Genomic DNA, 15162 nt, shown 5'->3' with positions numbered 1-15162 from the left:
CTTCGCGCGGCGGAAACGGTAGCGTGGGCCGCATGGTCTCTGACGGGGAGAAGACTTTCCGCTTCGGCGTGAACCTGGTGTCGCCGGGCTCGCGTGAGGAGTGGGTCGCGAAGTGCCGCCGGGTCGAGGAACTCGGGTACGACGTGCTGAGCGTGGCCGACCATCTCGGCATCGCGCCGCCGTTCCCCGCGCTCGTCCTGGCCGGCGAGGCCACCGACCGGGTGCGGCTCAACACTTTCGTGCTCAACGCGCCTTTCTACAACCCGGTGCTGCTCGCCCGCGACGTCGCGGGCACGGACCAATTCGTGTCCGGACGGCTCGAACTCGGACTCGGCGCGGGATATGTCAAAGAGGAGTTCGAAACGGCCGGAATGCCGTTTCCCAGCGCGGGTGCGCGGGTCGATCACCTCGAATTCACGATCAAGGAACTCGCCCGGCTGTACGTGGATCCGGACTACGCGCCGAAACCCTTGCAGCCCGGCGGTCCCCCGCTGATGATCGGCGGCCGAGGCGACCGGTTGCTTTCGCTCGCCGCCGAACACGCGGCGACGATTGCCTTCAGCGGCATGGCAAAGGTGCGCGACGGTTCGCCGCTGATGCTGGCCACGGCGGACGCGGTGGAAGAACGCACCCGCTTCGTCACCGAGCGACTGGCTGGCCGGGAAGCCGAATTCAACCTGCTCGTGCAACTCGTCCAGATCACTGATGATCGCGAAGGCGCCTTGCGCGAAATCCACGCTCGCCTCAGCGACACGCTGACGCTTGAGGAACTGGCCGAAGTCCCCACGGTGCTGGTCGGCACCGTCGAGGAAATCGCTGAGCAGGTGGTCGCACACCGCGCCCGGTTCGGTTTCAGCTATTTCACGGTCCTCGAACCGAACCTCGAAGCGCTGGCCCCGGTGGTGAAGCTGCTGTGTCGCCGATAGTCGAGACGCGCGGGCTCGGCGTGAAGGCCGGGGACCTGTGGTTGCTGGAGGACCTCGATTTCTCGGTCGACCCGGGCGAATGCGCGGTGCTCGTCGGGCCTAACGGCGTCGGCAAATCCACCCTGATGCGGTGTCTGTACGGAATGCAGCAACCGCAGCGAGGCCGGGTGCTGGTCGACGGCGCGAAGCCGGACGAACGTAGCGTTTCCTTCCGCCGCAAGGTGTCCGTGCTCTTCGACGATTCCGACTTTTTCGCCGAACTCACCCCGATGCAGCATCTGGAGCTGCTTTCCGGTTCGTTCGGCGAGAATCTCGGCGATTTCGAAGCACTGCTCGCGGACGCGGGTCTCGCCGAGCGCGCCCGCGTCACCGCCGGGCATTTTTCGGCCGGGCAGCGTCGCCGGTTGCTGTTGTTGGGCGTCACCGCGCGGCCGCATCGCGTGCTGTTGCTCGACGAGCCGGAACGTGCGCTCGACACCGCGGGCAAGGAGTGGCTGGTCGAGCTGATCGGCCGATCCACCAAGGCGGGTGCGGCAGTTGTCGTTGCCACGCACCATCAACCGTTGCTGGACACGGCAGACAGCGTGCTCGAACTGTGGTGACCCGGTTGCGCGTGCCCGGCCGCAAACGCTTCGGCGGCATTTTCAGCGGCGACAGCCCGACGTTCGTGCTGATGTTCGGCGTCGGGTTCCTGTTCACCGCCTTTTTCCGCACCGACGCCTGGCATCGAGTCCTCTTTGGACCGTCCGCAGTGGACTACTCGGCGGTGCTCGGCCTCGTCTCGTTGTGCGCCGCGGTGGGCTGGCGAAGCTTGCTGCGGCGCGGTTTCGTCTGGGCCGAACCGGCCGAGCTGACCTGGATGGACTTCGCTCAGGTGGACCGCCGCCGCGTCGTCGCGACCCGGCTGGCCGGCGTGCTCACCGGATTCGTCGTGGTGATCGGCTATCTCGCCGCGCTGATGCTGGCGGTCGGCGGCAGTTCGATCGACTGGTGGCGTGCCGCGGCGGCGCTCGTCGCCGGTGGCACGATCCTCGCTTTCACGACCGCGCGGCGTACTGCGTTCCTGTTCGAAGCCGCTGGACCGCTGCTCCTCGCGGTGGCGGGCGTCGTGATCGCCGCGGCTCGCCTGGACGCGACGACGGTGCAGTACGTCGGCGCGGCGCTCGCGTTATGCGGTCTGCTGCTGGCTTTCGGCGGCGAAGCAGTCAGCGGTGCCGGTCGCGCGGTGTTGCTCGACGGCTGGAACGCACGGGTCCTGCGCGCGATGGCGGTGACCTTTCTCGACCCGATGATGATGTTGCCGGAATCCGCGCCCGCGGGCTCGTGGTCGCTGCGCCCGCCGACCGCGTTCCGGCTCGCGTGGGTCGGGATCGTCGGCCGTGCCCGGTACGCGAGCGCGGTGTTGTTAGTGGCTTTCGCGGTAGCCGTCGGACATGTTGCTGTTCCCACTCTGCCGGGTCCGGTGCTCGTCGGGATCGGCGCGTACGTCGCGCTTACTCCTTTCGGGGCCGGTCTTGGCGTGCTGTGGCGGAATCCGGGGCGGCGACGGTGGCTGGGCTCGACATCGCAGGAGCTGGTGATCGCCCACGGCGCCGCGCTGGTCGTGGTCGGAGTTGTCTGGTGTGCTCTGCTCTCAGTGGCACTTTTCGCTTTGGGCACCGCGTTTTCGCCGCTCTCGTGGGTGACCGTTGCCCTGGCGGTGCTCTCGGTATTGCGCACCGTCACGCGCCAGCCGGTGGACTACAGCAGCGCGGGTTTTGTCGACACCCCGGCCGGTCCGATGCCGGCAAACCTTATGCGGCAACTGTTCCGCGGTCCGGACCTGCTGGTGCTCGGCATCATCGTGCTGGCACAACTCGGCTGAACGGCCGCGCCCGGGTTAGGCTCCGTGCCGACGAGAGGAGCCGAACGTGGGCGGTGGACACGCTTCCGGCATCGGACGCAGGGCGACGTGCGAGTTTCCGCCCGGCTGGAGCGACGAGCAGATCATCGCGGTGGTCAAGGACGTCGCCAACGACCCGGGCGAACCCCGGCGGCAGCAGTACAACGGGCGTTGGCGCTGCGTCGGCGAACGGTACGGCGTGCGCGTGGTCGTCCTGGTCAACGGCGACGGCCACGTGCACACCAGCTACCCGCTGCCGGGTCCCGGCGTAGTCCGGAACGCGGACGCCGCGCGCGACCCGGCGAACCCGACCGTCGACGACCGCGCGGGCAACCGGATCAGCTACTTCGTCGACAGCGTGCTGCGCCTGCTCGCCCACCGGATGGCGCCGGAGGACCTCGAGCACTACCGCGACCTGCAGTGGTCCGGCGAATGGGAGGAGCTGGCCGACACCCTGGCCGCGCATTTCGAGGTGACCGGCATCCAGCTCAACCCGGACGAGTACGCGGATTTCGAGAAGCTGCTGAACTCGTTCGAACTGCCGGTCCGCGACTGCCGCTACCTCAACGACCGGGAACGGATCCTCGCCGACCTGCGCGGCTGAGGCGTCACCAGGGGATTTCCCCGGCGTCGTCGAAGAACCCGCCGCGCGGCCCGTCGTCGGGCAGGGTCGCGAGCTTGACCGCGATCGCCGCGCCCTGCTCGGGTGTCCGAGTTCCGGCGTAACCGTTGAAATCCGTTGCCACGTAACCGGGACAGGCGGCTCTACCTTCTTGGTCGGGTTGATCGAGCCGTTCGTAGGGTTGGGTTGCCCAGGGGTGCTGGGTGTGGCTTTCAGGCGGCTGCCGTTTCGTGGCATACGACGCTTCGCCGCCTGGCACCCCGCGACGACTCGGCCGCCGATTAGGAAGTGCGAACAGGTCGCTGTGTAGAGCAATGCCGGCGAGGTCGTCCGTGGCATGAATGGCGCAAGCACGAAGGTCAGGAGCACGATGAGCCGGATATGGGCGGGGATCGACAGCGGCAAGGGCCACCATCACGGCCTCGTCCTGAACGCGGAGGGCAAGACGCTCCTGTCGCGGCGGGTCGTCAACGACGAGCCCGAGCTGCTGAAGCTGATCGGTGACGTCCTGGACCTGGCCGATGGCAGTGAGATCACGTGGGCTATCGACATGACCGGCGGGGAGCCCGCACTGCTGCTGGCGCTGCTGGTCAACCACGGCCAGGAGGTCCTCTACATGCCCGGCCGCCTGGTCAACCGGGCCTCCGACGGCTACCGCGGCGAGGGAAAGACCGACGCCCGAGACGCCTACGTCATCGCCGACCAGGCCAGGATGCGCCGCGACCTGCGCCCCATCCGCCCCGGCGACGAAGCAACCGTCGAACTCAAGTTGCTCACAGGACGCCGAGCCGACCTGGTCGAGGACCGCACCCGTGCGGTCAACCGTCTGCGCGGCACTTTGCTGAGCATGTTCCCGGCCCTGGAGCGAGTTCTGGACGTGACCAACACCGGCCCGCTCAGGCTGCTGACGGGTTACCAGACCCCGGCCGCGATCCGCCGGGCCGGTGTCACACGGCTGACGACGTGGCTGGCCAACCGCAAGGTCCGCAACGCGAGAACCCTGGCCGAAGCCGCCGTCGAGGCCGCCGAACGCCAGCACACTTCCGTCGCCGGGGAGAAGACCATCGCCGAGCTGGTCCACACCCTGGCCGAGGAGGTGATGGCCCTCAACAAGCGGATCGCCGAAATGGACAAGCTCATCGAGGGCCGGTTTCGCGAACACGAACTCGCCGGCATCGTCCTGAGCATCCCTGGCATCGGCAGCGTGCTCGGCGCCGAGTTCCTCGCCGCCGTCGGTGGCACCCTGGACGGCTTCGACTCCCCGGACGCCCTCGCGGCCTTCGCCGGGCTCGCCCCTAGACCACGAGACTCGGGCAAGGTCAGCGGCAACCTCCACCGGCCGCTCGTCTACCACCGACGGCTCCAGCGCGTCCTCTACACCTCCGCGCTGATCAGCGTCCGCAACGACCCGAACTCGCAGAAGTTCTACGACCGCAAACGCGCCGAGGGAAAGAAGCACGTCCAAGCCGTACTCGCCCTCGCCCGCCGACGCGTCAACGTCCTGTGGGCCCTCATCCGTGACCGCCGGTGCTACCAAGTCACACCTCCGGCTACTACCGCCGCTTGACAAAAGCATTAGGAAGCGTTGATGATGACGTTCGTGTCGGCCAGCACGCGGGCGTACTGCACGGTGATGCTGTTGAGCATCGTCTTCGACGGCGCGTAAGCGGCGAGGACCGGGCCGGTTCGCAGCTTCAGCGAACCCATGTTGCTGGACACGTTGACGATGCGCGGCGACTCCGCTTCGCGCAGCAGCGGCAGCATCGCGTTCGTGACCCGGACGACGCCGAAGACGTTCGTGTCCAGGACAGTGCGGAGGACGTCGAGGTCGAGGGTCGTCGGATCCTGGGCACCGCCGTCGAGTTTGCCGCCGATGCCGGCGTTGTTGACCAGGACGTTGAGCCGGTCGAGGCCCTTGGCCGCGGCGGCGACGCTGTCTTCGGAGGTGACGTCGAGAGCGACCCCGAACGCGTCGACGCCCGCGGCGCGCAGTTCCTCGACGGCCTTCTCGCGGTTCTTTTCGTCCCGCGCACCCACGGCGACGGTGAAGCCGATCGAGCCGAGGCCGCGCGCGATGGCGAGGCCGATTCCCTTGTTCGCGCCGGTGACCAGCGCGGTCTTCGTGTCGTTCACTCCATCCATAGTTGGCGCGGGCCCTTCGGACGTCCAAGATCAATGAGGTCCGCTGTGATACCCGCCAGGTATTACGCTGATTTCGTGGACGATCTCGAGACCCGCGAACTCCGCTACTTCGCCGCGGTCGCCGAAGAACTGCATTTCGGCCGCGCGGCCGAACGGCTCGGGATCGCTCAGCCGCCGCTCTCGCGCGCGATCGCCCAGCTCGAGCGGCGGCTCGGAGTCCAGCTCCTCGAGCGAAACCGCCGCGGCGTCGAGCTGACCGAGGCGGGGCGGGTGCTGCTCCGTGAATCCCGGCTGGCCCTCGACGCGGTCGCGGCCGCCGCCCGCCGCGCGCGCCGAGCCGGGGACTCGCAGCTGATTCTGGCGACCAAAGCCGGGGCATCGCACGAACTCCTGCAGCGCCTTCTCGACTCCCCGGAAGCGCCGCCGGTCGAGATCTTGCTGTGCGAGGTCGGCGAGCAAGCCGGCCTGCTGCGCGACGGGTCCGCCGACGTCGCGATCATGCACCGGCCGTACGACGACGTCGCCGGATTCGACACCGAGGATCTCCACGTCGAGGGCCAGGTCGCGATCCTCCCGGCCGCACATCCGCTCGCCGCGCGGGACACCCTGACCATGGCCGAGGTCAGCGACGTGCCGGACCTGCCGATCGCCCGCTGGCCCCGCCTCGACGGCAGCTACCCGGACGGTCCGGGCCCGGAAGTGCGCACCCAGTCGAAACTCGCCCAGCTCGTCGCGCTCGGCCGGACGCTGCTGGTGATCCCGGCGTCCAGCCGGGCCTGGCAGTGGCCGGAACATGTCGCGGTCCCGGTCGTCGACGCCCCGGACGTCACCACGGTGATCGGCTGGCCGCCGAACAGCCGCTCCCCCGAGCTGGCCGCCCTCGTCCGCGCCGCGGTCGCGCTGCGTACGGAATCGCCCGTCGGCTGAAGGCCTTACCCACACTTGTCCACAGGCGAATCACGCCCGATCGGCCTGGCGAGCCCGCGAAACCTCAGCTGGCCTGGGAAAACGCCGCCGCGTCGCCGTCACACGCGACGCGCAGCCGGTCCAGCGGCATGCCCACCGCGTCGGCGATCGCCGCCACGGTGAAAAACGCGGGTGTCGGGATCCGGCCGGTCTCGATCTTGCGCAGGGTTTCGACCGAAATGCCCGCTTCCGCGGCCACGTCGACCATGCTGCGCCTGGCCCGGGCCGCGCGCAGCACCAGGCCGAGCCGCTCGCCGCGGGAGCGTTCTTCGTCGGTGAGGGGCACGCGGACCATGCCGTTCAGTTTAGCCACAGAGTTGTCCACTGCCTGTGGATAACTCTGTGCACAAGATGTCGAATCCCGTGGACAACCGCCGTCCGGCACAAGCTCTTGGGGCATTCGAGGCGTCCCGGCCCCGCCGATAGGGGTAGCAAACGGCTCTCCGTGGTCGCTTGGAAGCGGGTTGTCCCCGAGGTTGTCCACACCCTGGAACGTGTTCGTAGTGCTGATCGAATCGATATCGAACTCGTATGACGGCGGGATGACCGGGGTCTAGGGTCAGGCGGTCGCGTGTCACGTAAGTGTTAGGTGAGGTTCGATGTCCACTGCCAAACCGGGCGGTCGGGTGCGCGGGTTCCAGTTCAGTGCCTGGAACCTGCTGTTGCTGATCCCGTTGCTGATCCTGGTCACGCCGCTGTTCAACTTCGACGGGCCGCGGCTGTTCGGCCTTCCGTTCTTCTACTGGTTCCAGCTGGCGTTCGTCGTGGTGGGCGTGCTGTGCACCGGCATCGTCTACCTGGCCACCAAGGACAAGCCGCGGAACGTGCGCCGGGACGAGCTGAGCGTCGACGACCTGGACGAGGGGGAGACCCGATGAGCCACATTCAGTGGGTCGAGCTGATCGTCTTCGCGTTCCTGTTCGTCGTGGTCACCGTGCTGGGCTTCGTCGCCTCGCGCTGGAAGGCCGCCGGCACCCTGGACCACCTCGACGAATGGGGCCTCGGCGGCCGCAAGTTCGGTTCGTGGATCACCTGGTTCCTGCTCGGCGGCGACCTCTACACCGCCTACACCTTCGTCGCCGTGCCCGCGCTCGTGTTCAGCGCCGGTGCGCTCGGCCTGTACGCGCTGCCTTACACGATCGTCGTCTACCCGATCGTCCTGCTGCCCGCGCTGCGCATGTGGTCGGTCAGCCGTTCGCGCGGCTACGTGACCCCGGCCGACTTCGTCCGCGGCCGCTTCGGCTCGCCGACGCTGGCGCTGCTGGTCGCGATCACCGGCATCGTCGCGACCATGCCGTATATCGCGTTGCAGCTGGTCGGCCTCGAAGCCGTGCTGCGCACGATGGGCATCAACGGCTCCGGCATCGTCGGGCACCTGCCGCTGCTGGTCGCGTTCGTCATCCTGGCGCTCTACACGTACCAGTCCGGCCTGCGCGCGCCCGCGCTGATCGCGTTCGTCAAGGACATCCTGATCTACATCGTGATCATCGTGGCGGTCCTCTACCTGCCCGCGAAGCTCGGCGGCTGGGACCACATCTTCAACACCGCCAAGGCAACGCTCGCCAAGCCGAACCCGAACACCGGCAAGCCCGCCGGTTCGATCCTGCTCACCTCGAGCAACCAGCTCCAGTACGCGACGCTGGCGCTCGGTTCAGCCCTCGCGTTGTTCCTGTACCCGCACTCGCTCACGAGCGTGCTCGCCTCGCGCGGCCGCAACGTGATCAAGCGGAACATGGTGGCGCTGCCGGCCTACTCGTTCGTGCTGGGTCTGCTGGCGCTGCTGGGTTATGTCGCGATCTCGGCGGGCGTCAAGCCGCTGAAGAACGCCGCCACCGGAAAGCCGGACGGAAACACGATCGTCCCGCTGCTGTTCGACTCGCAGTTCGCGAACTGGTTCGCGGGCATCGCCTTCGCCGCGATCGGCATCGGCGCGCTGGTGCCCGCCGCGATCATGTCGATCGCCGCGGCGAACCTGTGGACCCGCAACATCTACAAGGAGTACATCCGCAAGGACGCGACGCCGAAGCAGGAAGCGAAGCAGGCCAAGCTGGCGTCGCTGGTGGTCAAGCTGGGCGCGGTGCTGGTGATCATCCTGATCGACCCGCAGTTCTCCATCGATCTGCAGCTGATCGGCGGCGTGCTGATCCTGCAGACCCTGCCCGCGGTGGCGATCGCCCTGTACACGCGCTGGTTCCACAAGGCGGGCCTGATCGCCGGCTGGATCGTGGGCATGGGCTGGGGCCTGATCATGCTGTACGGCATTCCCAACCCGGCCAACGGAAAACTCCACTTCGGCGGTTCCGCGCTGGCGATGGGCAACCTGTCGGTCTTCGGCTGGCACCCGTTCCGCGGCACCGGTCTCGCCGTCGTGCAGATCTACCCCGGTTTCGTGGCCCTGATCGCGAACATCGTGGTGGCCGCGGTGGTTTCGGTCATCGCACGGGCCCTGAAGTGGAGCCCGGGCACCGACGAAACCGCGCCCGAGGACTACCACGCCGACGAACACGACAAGGACCTGCGCCCGATCGGCGCACACTGAGTCCTTTTTAGACAGAGGCCCTCGCGTCGTTCTCCGGCGCGGGGGCCTCTCGCGTTTTCCCGATCATCGCCTTCGCGACGACGTACAGCACCACCGCGTTGAGCAAATGCCACAGGAAGTGCGTGCCTGCCGGGAAGTCCCCGCAGACCACCCCGTCGATGGTGCGGAAGGACAACGACAACGCGAACACCGCGGCGGCCATCGTGAAGTGCAGCCAGTACGAGTCGCGCTTGACCGCCAACGCGATGGCGAACCCGGCAAGGCCGGCGAGTGCTGGCAGATACAGCCCGCCGCCAAGCGCCGCCGACGCCCCGGTGAGGATCAGGAAAGCCGGTGCCCCCAGCCACGACCATGTGGCTTTGGCTTGAAAGAAAACCCGGGGGAAGGCCGCGGCGTAGAACAAAGTGAAGACCAGGATGGCCGCGGAGTCGGCGACCGCTCCCCACCTCGTGGCGACCAGGTGAAACACACTGCTGGCAACGAAGATCAACCCGATCAGGACGGCAAGCACCCGCCCGATCCGCTGCCCGTCGGCGCGCCACCAGACCATCCCGGCGGCGACGAGAAAGGCCAGGTTGGCCAGGTCGTTGAACGGCTCACCCCAGAGCCCGGGCGCGGTGCGCTCGCAGTAACCGTCCACGTACGCGGTCCAGTTCACGGGGTAAGCAAACTCCTTCCGGGTGAACGGGGTGCATCCGGGGTCAGCCGTCAGACACCTTGGCGCGAACGACCCCTCCCGTACCCGAACCGCGCGGGTTAGCGTGGGCGGCATGACCAACCCCGTGAGCCGGTTCCCCGTGACGGAACTCGAAGACCTTCCCGACGATCTCCGCGAGCGCGTCGGCGCCATCGCGGAGAAATCCGGCTTCACGCCGAACATCTTCCGCGCGCTCGGCCACCGGCCCGCCGAGCTGAGAGCCTTCCTCGACTACCACGACGCGCTCATGGAACGCGACGGCGGACTCACCAAGGCCGAACGCGAACTCGTCGTCGTAGCCACCTCCGGCGCGAACCACTGCACCTACTGCATCGTCGCGCACGGGGCGATCCTGCGGATCCGCGCGAAGGACCCGGAGCTGTCCGACCAGGTCGCGACCAATCCGTGGCAGGTCGAACTCGACGAGCGCGGCCGGGCGATCGTCGATCTCGCGTTGGCGTTGTCGCACGATTCCGCGTTGTTCGGCGAGGGCGATCTCGCGATGGCGCGCGAGGCGGGCCTGACCGAGGACGAGATCTGGGACGTCGGCGCGATCACCGCGTTGTTCGCCATGTCGAACCGGCTCGCGCATCTGACCGCGCTCAAGCCGAACCCGGAGTTCTACTTGATGGGGCGTCAGAAGCGGTAGAACGGCCCCGGCAGGTCGCGGCTCATCTCGAACCTTGTGCGCAGCCAGTCTCGCAGGCGGTGCACGGGTTTCGTCCACACTCGCGGCGCGGGCCCGAAATACCTCGGGTCCGCGTGCGGGGTGAACGCGTCGCCGGTCAGGATGACTGCGTCGTGGCCCAGCGGGCAGTGCCCGGACACCGAGATCACGCCGCGCGTCAGGTTTTCGACCCAGTCGACCTCGTCGACGCCCAGCAGCGTGCGGCGATCACACACGGCGCAGTACAGGACGAACATCTATAACTCCCGCCGCCAGGTTTCGCCGGTCACGAGGGGGCCGAACGCGTCCGTCTTCTCCTCGCCGACAAGTTCGAATCCGGCACCGCGGTAGATCCCGCGCGCGGCGGCGAGCACCGACAGCGTCCACAGCTCCATCGACCGGTACCCCCGCGCACGGGCGAATTCGACGCATTCGCGCACCAGCCGTTTGCCGACGCCGTGTCCGCGTGCGGCCGGTTCCAGCAGGAGCAGCCGAAGTTTCGCGGTGCCTTCCTCGTCGCCGGGAGTGCAGAAGATGCTGCCGACTCGTTCGCCGTCGAGTTCGGCGATCCAGCCGGCTTGGCGCGGGTCGTCGCGGTGTTCGGCGAAGTCGGCGATCACGCGGGCGACGAGGGCTTCGAAGCGTTCGTCGAGGCCGTACTCCTCGGCGTACAGCGCACCGTGCCGGTGCACCACCCAGCCGAAGTCGCCCGGGCGCGGGGCGCGCAGGGTGACCACCGGTTCCGGTGACGATTCGCCGACGAGAGCGGTGATGGTCCCCATCGCGCCGAGCAGACGGCGCTGGTCCGCGTCCGCGAACTGGTCGAGGAGGCTGCCGATCTGGCTGGCCGAGCGGTGGTCGAGGTCGGCGAAGGCGGCGTGCCCTTCCTCGGTGAGCGTGACGACCTGGCGGCGCGCGTCGTCCACGCAGCGTTCGCGGGTGATCAGGCCGCGGGTTTCCAGCCTGCCGAGCAGCCTGCTCGCGTAGCCGCCGTCCAGGGCGAGCCGTTTGCGCAGATCACTGACCTGCAGCTGGTTCTGTTGGGCGAGTTCGAACAGCACCCGCGCTTCGCTCAGCGAGTATTCGGCGTCGGCCGGTCCCTCGTCGAGGACTCCGATCACGCCGGTGTAGAGCCGGTTGAACGCGCGAACCGTGGCGACGCGTTCGGCAAGGACGGAATCCGGCATGGGGACCACCTCGACTCAATCGTTGACTTAGTCAAGCATCTCCCCGTCGTCCGCTCGGGGCAAGCGAATTCCCCCGGTGGTGGTGCGGCGACGGAAGTGGTCCAGACATATGGAAACCCCGTGATGCTGCCAGGTCGGGGGTCCGCCAGCATCACGGGGTCGTAGTGGGTATCGACGCGGCTCTCCGCGGCGTTACACCCAGGGTGCACTGTGGTCTAGATCACTCACGTGAGTGACCCACCAACAGGGTGGTCGTGCAGGTCAGCGCATGAACGGCTGACGCGCCTGGGCGAGGGCGATGAGCTCCTGCCGGACCGTCGAGGTGGCCGCGGTGTCGATCGCCCGGTTCAGTGCCCGGCGAGTGCGAGCCTCGGCGCGACGGGCACGGAGCTTGGCGGCGATGTTGCTCATGGTGTTCTGCATCCCCTTCAGAGGTCTTCGGTGGCTGTGTCTCTAGTATGCACCTTTTTTCACAAGGATGCCAACGAATCTACGGTGACATGGGGCACTTGCCGAATAAACAACGGCTAAATTGGGAAGATCGCCGGACAGATCTCGTGTCGGCAGTCACAAGCCGCTAACGCGCTCATGGTCTCTACGGGTATCTAGCAAAATCTCTATATATAGCTAGGCAGTCGCATAGACCGGTAGCGAAGGGAAGAATCGCTCAGTCGCGGCCGAGCAAGTAGTGCCCGAAGTGCGGCACGGTGAAGGCGATCTGCCCGCGTTCGGCGGAGTAGACCAGGCCTTTCTTCATGAGACTGTCGCGCGCCGGCGACAGCGACGACGGCTTGCGCCCCAAGTAGACGGCCACATCGGCGGTGCCGGCGGCCTCGTCGCGGCCTTGCGTCAGCTCGGCCATCGCGAGCAGGTACTCGCGTTCGGCGGGCGTCGCGCGTTCGTAGCGCGACCCGAAGAACCCCACGGCCAGCTCGGATTCCGCTTCCGGTGCGGCGACCTGTACGTCCTTCACGGTGATCGGGTCGGCGGGCGCGGCGTCCCAGGCGGCCTTGCCGTAGGCCTGAATGAAATACGGATAACCGCCGGACGCGTCGAAGAGCGCGTCGAGCGCCTCCGGTTCGATCCCGGCGTCCTCTCGTTCGATCGGAGCCATCACCGCGTAGTCGGCGTCCTCGCGGCTGAGCCGATCGATGCGTGAGTAACGGAAGAGCCGTTCGGAGTACGACTTCGACGCCGACAGCACCGCCGGCACGTGCGGCAATCCCGCCCCGACCACGACCAGCGGGGCACCAGATTGCGACAGCTCGTGGCAAGCCGCGCACAGCGCCGAGACGTCGTCTGGCTGCAGGTCCTGGATCTCGTCGATCAAGAGCGCGACGCCGGTGCCGACGTCCGCGGCCAACTCCGCGACGTCGGTGAACAGTTCGACCAGGTCGATCTCGATGTCACCAGAATCCGCGCGGCCCTGTGCGGCGGGCACGTCGATGCCGGGCTGCCAGCGGTCGCGCAGTTTCGCGTCCGGCTTGTTCGCCTTGAGCGCGAACGCTTTCAGCACCCCGAGCACTTCCTCGACCCGGTCCGGCGCGCGATGCCGTACCGCGAGGTCGCGGATCGCCCGGTGCAACGCCGCCGACAACGGACGCCGCAGTTCCGCGTCCGGCCGTGCTTCGATCTTGCCCGCGCCCCAGCGGCGCCGGACGGCCATCGACCGCAACTCCCCCAGCAGCACCGTCTTGCCGACGCCACGCAGGCCGGTCAGCACGAGACTGCGCTCCGGCCGCCCGCGAGCGACGCGTTCGAGGACGACCTCGAACGCCCTCAGCTCCCTTTCGCGGCCAGCCAGCTCCGGCGGCCGCTGCCCGGCGCCGGGCGCGAAGGGGTTGCGGATGGGGTCCACTCTGTCACCGTATCGAGGTATCTAGCGTCGGCCCGATATTCCGCCATATACACAGATAGGCCAGCGTGGCGCGCCACTCCGTTGAGGGTGGCGGAGGGGAGGAAGGCGGAGGTGTCGCGGAAGGATGGCCGGGTCTGCAGCCCCGTCCATCCTTACCCCCAGCGCATCATCTGACGGAGCGTTAGTCCCTCAGGTTCCGTTCCGCGTAGATCTTCATCGCGTCGCGGATGTACTCGGCCGTGCCGGGGCCGTGCTTCTCGTCGTACGCGCCGTACCGCGGGTCGTCGACGTACATCTGCCCGAGACCGGCGAAGTACCCCTTCGAGATCTCCACGCCGGTGGGCTTCAGCCATTCGTGCAGCCGCGCGGTGACAGCCTGCGTTTCGGCTGAACCGGCGTCGTGACCAGCGTCGCGAGCGGCTCCGAACGCGGTGCCGATATCCACCTGTTCCTGCTGGTGGGCCTTCTTCTCGGCCGCCGACAGCGATCGCCACCACTGGTCGCCCTTGCGGTAGGCCTCGGCTCCCCAGCGCCGGGTGACCTCTTCCTCGTACTGGGTGTGGTCGAAGCCGTCGAACATTTCCTCTGCCATCAGTCGTTCACCTCCCTTCAGTTTCGCCAGCGTGGTCCGGACGGAATCGATCTGCCGCCCGATCCGCTGCTGCTCTTGGTTCAGCAGCGCCAGGTGCGTTTCGAGCGCCGCGACGCCGTCGCGCTGGCCGTCGAGCACCTCGGCGATCGCGGGCAGGCCCAAGCCCAGGTCGCGGAGCAGCAGGATCCGCTGCAGCCGGACGAGCGAGTCCTCGTCGTAGTAGCGGTAGCCGTTGCTGCCGATCCGCGTCGACGGCAGGAGCCCGACGGCGTCGTAATGCCGCAGGGTCCGGCTCGTCGTGCCCGCGAATCGGGCGATGTCCTGGATCGACCATTCCGTCCTGACCACGGCTTCGACGGTAGAGGTTGACGTAGCGTCAAGGTCAAGCTCGAAGCCGCTAGAACTGTCTAAGGCAATCTAGAAACAGAGCAATATTCAGCTAGGTATCGCTAGCGCGGTTCGGCGGGGAGCGCGGCGGGCAATCCCGGTTGTAGGTTCTTCTGCAGGGATTCCAGACCAGAGAGGCGAGACCGTGATACTGCGCCGGGTGGCACGTCCACTGCTCGCGTCGATCTTCGTGTTCGGCGGCATCGGTGCCCTGCGCGACACCCAGGGCCACGCGAAGGCGGCCGAACCGTTCCTCACCGAGACCTTCGACAAGGTCGAGGGCCTGGTTCCGGACCAGGTCCCGCGCGATCCGGCCACGCTGGTGCGGATCGACGCGGCGGTCAAGATCGGGGCCGGGCTCGCGCTGGCGAGCGGCAAGGCCCCGCGGCTCGCGGCGGTGGCGCTGCTCGGCTCGCTGGTGCCGACGACGCTGGCCGCGCACCGCTTCTGGCAGCTGACCGATCCGGGCGAGAAACAGGCCCAGCAGATCCAGTTCGTCAAGAACGCGTCGCTGGCCGGCGGTCTGCTGCTGGCCGCGAGCGACACGGCGGGCAAGCCGTCGCTGGGCTGGCGGGCCCGGCGTGCGGCGAAGAAGGCGGGCAAGCGCGCCGACAAACTCGCCAAGCGCGCGGAGAAGTCGCTTACCGACTGACAACGCGAAAAGGCCGCCGTCCGAGTGCTCGGACGGCGGCCTTTC

The 15162-nt window shown here is 67.8% G+C and carries 17 protein-coding genes and 2 pseudogenes; 10 read left to right on the top strand and 9 right to left on the bottom strand.

The genetic code is table 11. The features are described from left to right. The first annotated feature begins 32 nt into the window (after nucleotides 1-32). From H5411_RS28800 to H5411_RS28785, 4 genes are read left to right on the top strand one after another with little or no spacing between them, the layout of a single operon-like run. A complete protein-coding gene (locus tag H5411_RS28800) occupies nucleotides 33-926 on the top strand; it encodes an LLM class F420-dependent oxidoreductase (protein WP_183125640.1) in 894 nt (297 codons plus the stop codon). Next, nucleotides 923-1528 (top strand): ABC transporter ATP-binding protein, encoded by a 606-nt coding sequence (locus H5411_RS28795; protein WP_183125653.1) that lies wholly within the window; start codon nucleotides 923-925, stop codon nucleotides 1526-1528. The genes H5411_RS28800 and H5411_RS28795 overlap by 4 nt, the downstream gene beginning before the upstream one ends. Then, nucleotides 1522-2790: a DUF6297 family protein gene (locus H5411_RS28790; RefSeq protein ID WP_183125639.1), complete on the top strand. Its 1269-nt coding sequence runs from the start codon at nucleotides 1522-1524 to the stop codon at nucleotides 2788-2790. Before H5411_RS28795 ends, H5411_RS28790 begins: the two co-directional genes overlap by 7 nt. Before the next feature lie 46 nt (nucleotides 2791-2836). Further along, nucleotides 2837-3412, top strand: coding sequence for an EndoU domain-containing protein (locus H5411_RS28785; protein ID WP_101436791.1), 576 nt, complete (start codon nucleotides 2837-2839; stop codon nucleotides 3410-3412). A gap of 4 nt (nucleotides 3413-3416) precedes the next feature. Here the strand turns inward: H5411_RS28785 and H5411_RS28780 are convergent. Next, a pseudogene (locus H5411_RS28780) lies at nucleotides 3417-3572 on the bottom strand (dehydrogenase); the annotation flags it as partial. A 228-nt stretch (nucleotides 3573-3800) separates the two neighbouring features. Here H5411_RS28780 and H5411_RS28775 point away from each other — a divergent pair. Then, the gene (locus tag H5411_RS28775) at nucleotides 3801-4997 is read left to right on the top strand and encodes an IS110 family RNA-guided transposase (protein WP_246369374.1); all 1197 of its coding nucleotides are present in this window, start codon (nucleotides 3801-3803) and stop codon (nucleotides 4995-4997) included. 14 nt (nucleotides 4998-5011) lie between these two features. On the opposite strand, the pseudogene H5411_RS28770 reads toward H5411_RS28775, so the two are convergent. Continuing rightward, nucleotides 5012-5572: pseudogene (locus H5411_RS28770) on the bottom strand (SDR family NAD(P)-dependent oxidoreductase); the annotation flags it as partial. Between the two features lie 75 nt (nucleotides 5573-5647). Between H5411_RS28770 and H5411_RS28765 the strand changes: the two are divergent. Beyond that, nucleotides 5648-6499 (top strand): LysR family transcriptional regulator, encoded by an 852-nt coding sequence (locus H5411_RS28765; RefSeq protein WP_183125637.1) that lies wholly within the window; start codon nucleotides 5648-5650, stop codon nucleotides 6497-6499. 64 nt (nucleotides 6500-6563) lie between these two features. Here H5411_RS28765 and H5411_RS28760 read toward each other — a convergent pair whose 3' ends face one another. Further along, nucleotides 6564-6833, bottom strand: coding sequence for a helix-turn-helix domain-containing protein (locus tag H5411_RS28760; protein WP_183125636.1), 270 nt, complete (start codon nucleotides 6831-6833; stop codon nucleotides 6564-6566). A 304-nt stretch (nucleotides 6834-7137) separates the two neighbouring features. Here H5411_RS28760 and H5411_RS28755 point away from each other — a divergent pair, with 304 nt between their 5' ends. Together H5411_RS28755 and mctP are read left to right on the top strand one after the other, a co-directional pair. After that, nucleotides 7138-7416 (top strand): DUF3311 domain-containing protein, encoded by a 279-nt coding sequence (locus H5411_RS28755; RefSeq protein WP_101436795.1) that lies wholly within the window; start codon nucleotides 7138-7140, stop codon nucleotides 7414-7416. Then, entirely contained in the window at nucleotides 7413-9077 is a 1665-nt protein-coding gene (gene mctP / locus H5411_RS28750; RefSeq protein WP_101436796.1) for a monocarboxylate uptake permease MctP, read from the top strand. The genes H5411_RS28755 and mctP overlap by 4 nt, the downstream gene beginning before the upstream one ends. A gap of 7 nt (nucleotides 9078-9084) precedes the next feature. On the opposite strand, the gene H5411_RS28745 is transcribed toward mctP, so the two are convergent. Next, nucleotides 9085-9735 carry a hypothetical protein gene (locus H5411_RS28745; RefSeq protein WP_183125635.1) on the bottom strand — a complete coding sequence of 217 codons (651 nt, stop codon included), beginning with the start codon at nucleotides 9733-9735 and terminating at the stop codon, nucleotides 9085-9087. 112 nt (nucleotides 9736-9847) lie between these two features. On the opposite strand from H5411_RS28745, the gene H5411_RS28740 reads away from it, so the two are divergent. Next, nucleotides 9848-10423: a peroxidase-related enzyme gene (locus tag H5411_RS28740; protein WP_183125634.1), complete on the top strand. Its 576-nt coding sequence runs from the start codon at nucleotides 9848-9850 to the stop codon at nucleotides 10421-10423. On the opposite strand, the gene H5411_RS28735 is transcribed toward H5411_RS28740, so the two are convergent. The 5 genes from H5411_RS28735 to H5411_RS28715 form a co-directional block, all read right to left on the bottom strand. Then, on the bottom strand, nucleotides 10411-10698 hold the full coding sequence (locus H5411_RS28735) for a hypothetical protein (RefSeq protein ID WP_101436799.1): 288 nt from the start codon (nucleotides 10696-10698) through the stop codon (nucleotides 10411-10413). The genes H5411_RS28740 and H5411_RS28735 overlap by 13 nt on opposite strands. Then, on the bottom strand, nucleotides 10699-11628 hold the full coding sequence (locus H5411_RS28730) for a bifunctional helix-turn-helix transcriptional regulator/GNAT family N-acetyltransferase (RefSeq protein WP_101436800.1): 930 nt from the start codon (nucleotides 11626-11628) through the stop codon (nucleotides 10699-10701). A gap of 261 nt (nucleotides 11629-11889) precedes the next feature. Beyond that, complete coding sequence (locus H5411_RS28725; protein WP_162836041.1) at nucleotides 11890-12039, bottom strand: hypothetical protein; 150 nt, start codon at nucleotides 12037-12039, stop codon at nucleotides 11890-11892. Between the two features lie 256 nt (nucleotides 12040-12295). Continuing rightward, nucleotides 12296-13486, bottom strand: a complete 1191-nt coding sequence (locus H5411_RS28720) for an ATP-binding protein (RefSeq protein WP_101436801.1) — start codon at nucleotides 13484-13486, stop codon at nucleotides 12296-12298. Nucleotides 13487-13667: 181 nt separating this feature from the next. Beyond that, a complete protein-coding gene (locus tag H5411_RS28715; RefSeq protein ID WP_101436802.1) occupies nucleotides 13668-14426 on the bottom strand; it encodes a MerR family transcriptional regulator in 759 nt (252 codons plus the stop codon). 184 nt (nucleotides 14427-14610) lie between these two features. Between H5411_RS28715 and H5411_RS28710 the strand changes: the two genes are divergently transcribed. Beyond that, entirely contained in the window at nucleotides 14611-15117 is a 507-nt protein-coding gene (locus H5411_RS28710) for a DoxX family protein (RefSeq protein ID WP_101436803.1), read from the top strand. Nucleotides 15118-15162 lie beyond the last annotated feature (45 nt).

The sequence above is a fragment of the Amycolatopsis echigonensis genome, assembly GCF_014174495.1.
GTDB classification, from domain to species: domain Bacteria; phylum Actinomycetota; class Actinomycetes; order Mycobacteriales; family Pseudonocardiaceae; genus Amycolatopsis; species Amycolatopsis echigonensis.
The sequence above is the reverse complement of the archived record's forward strand: the minus strand, read 5'-3'. Positions and strand labels throughout refer to the sequence as shown.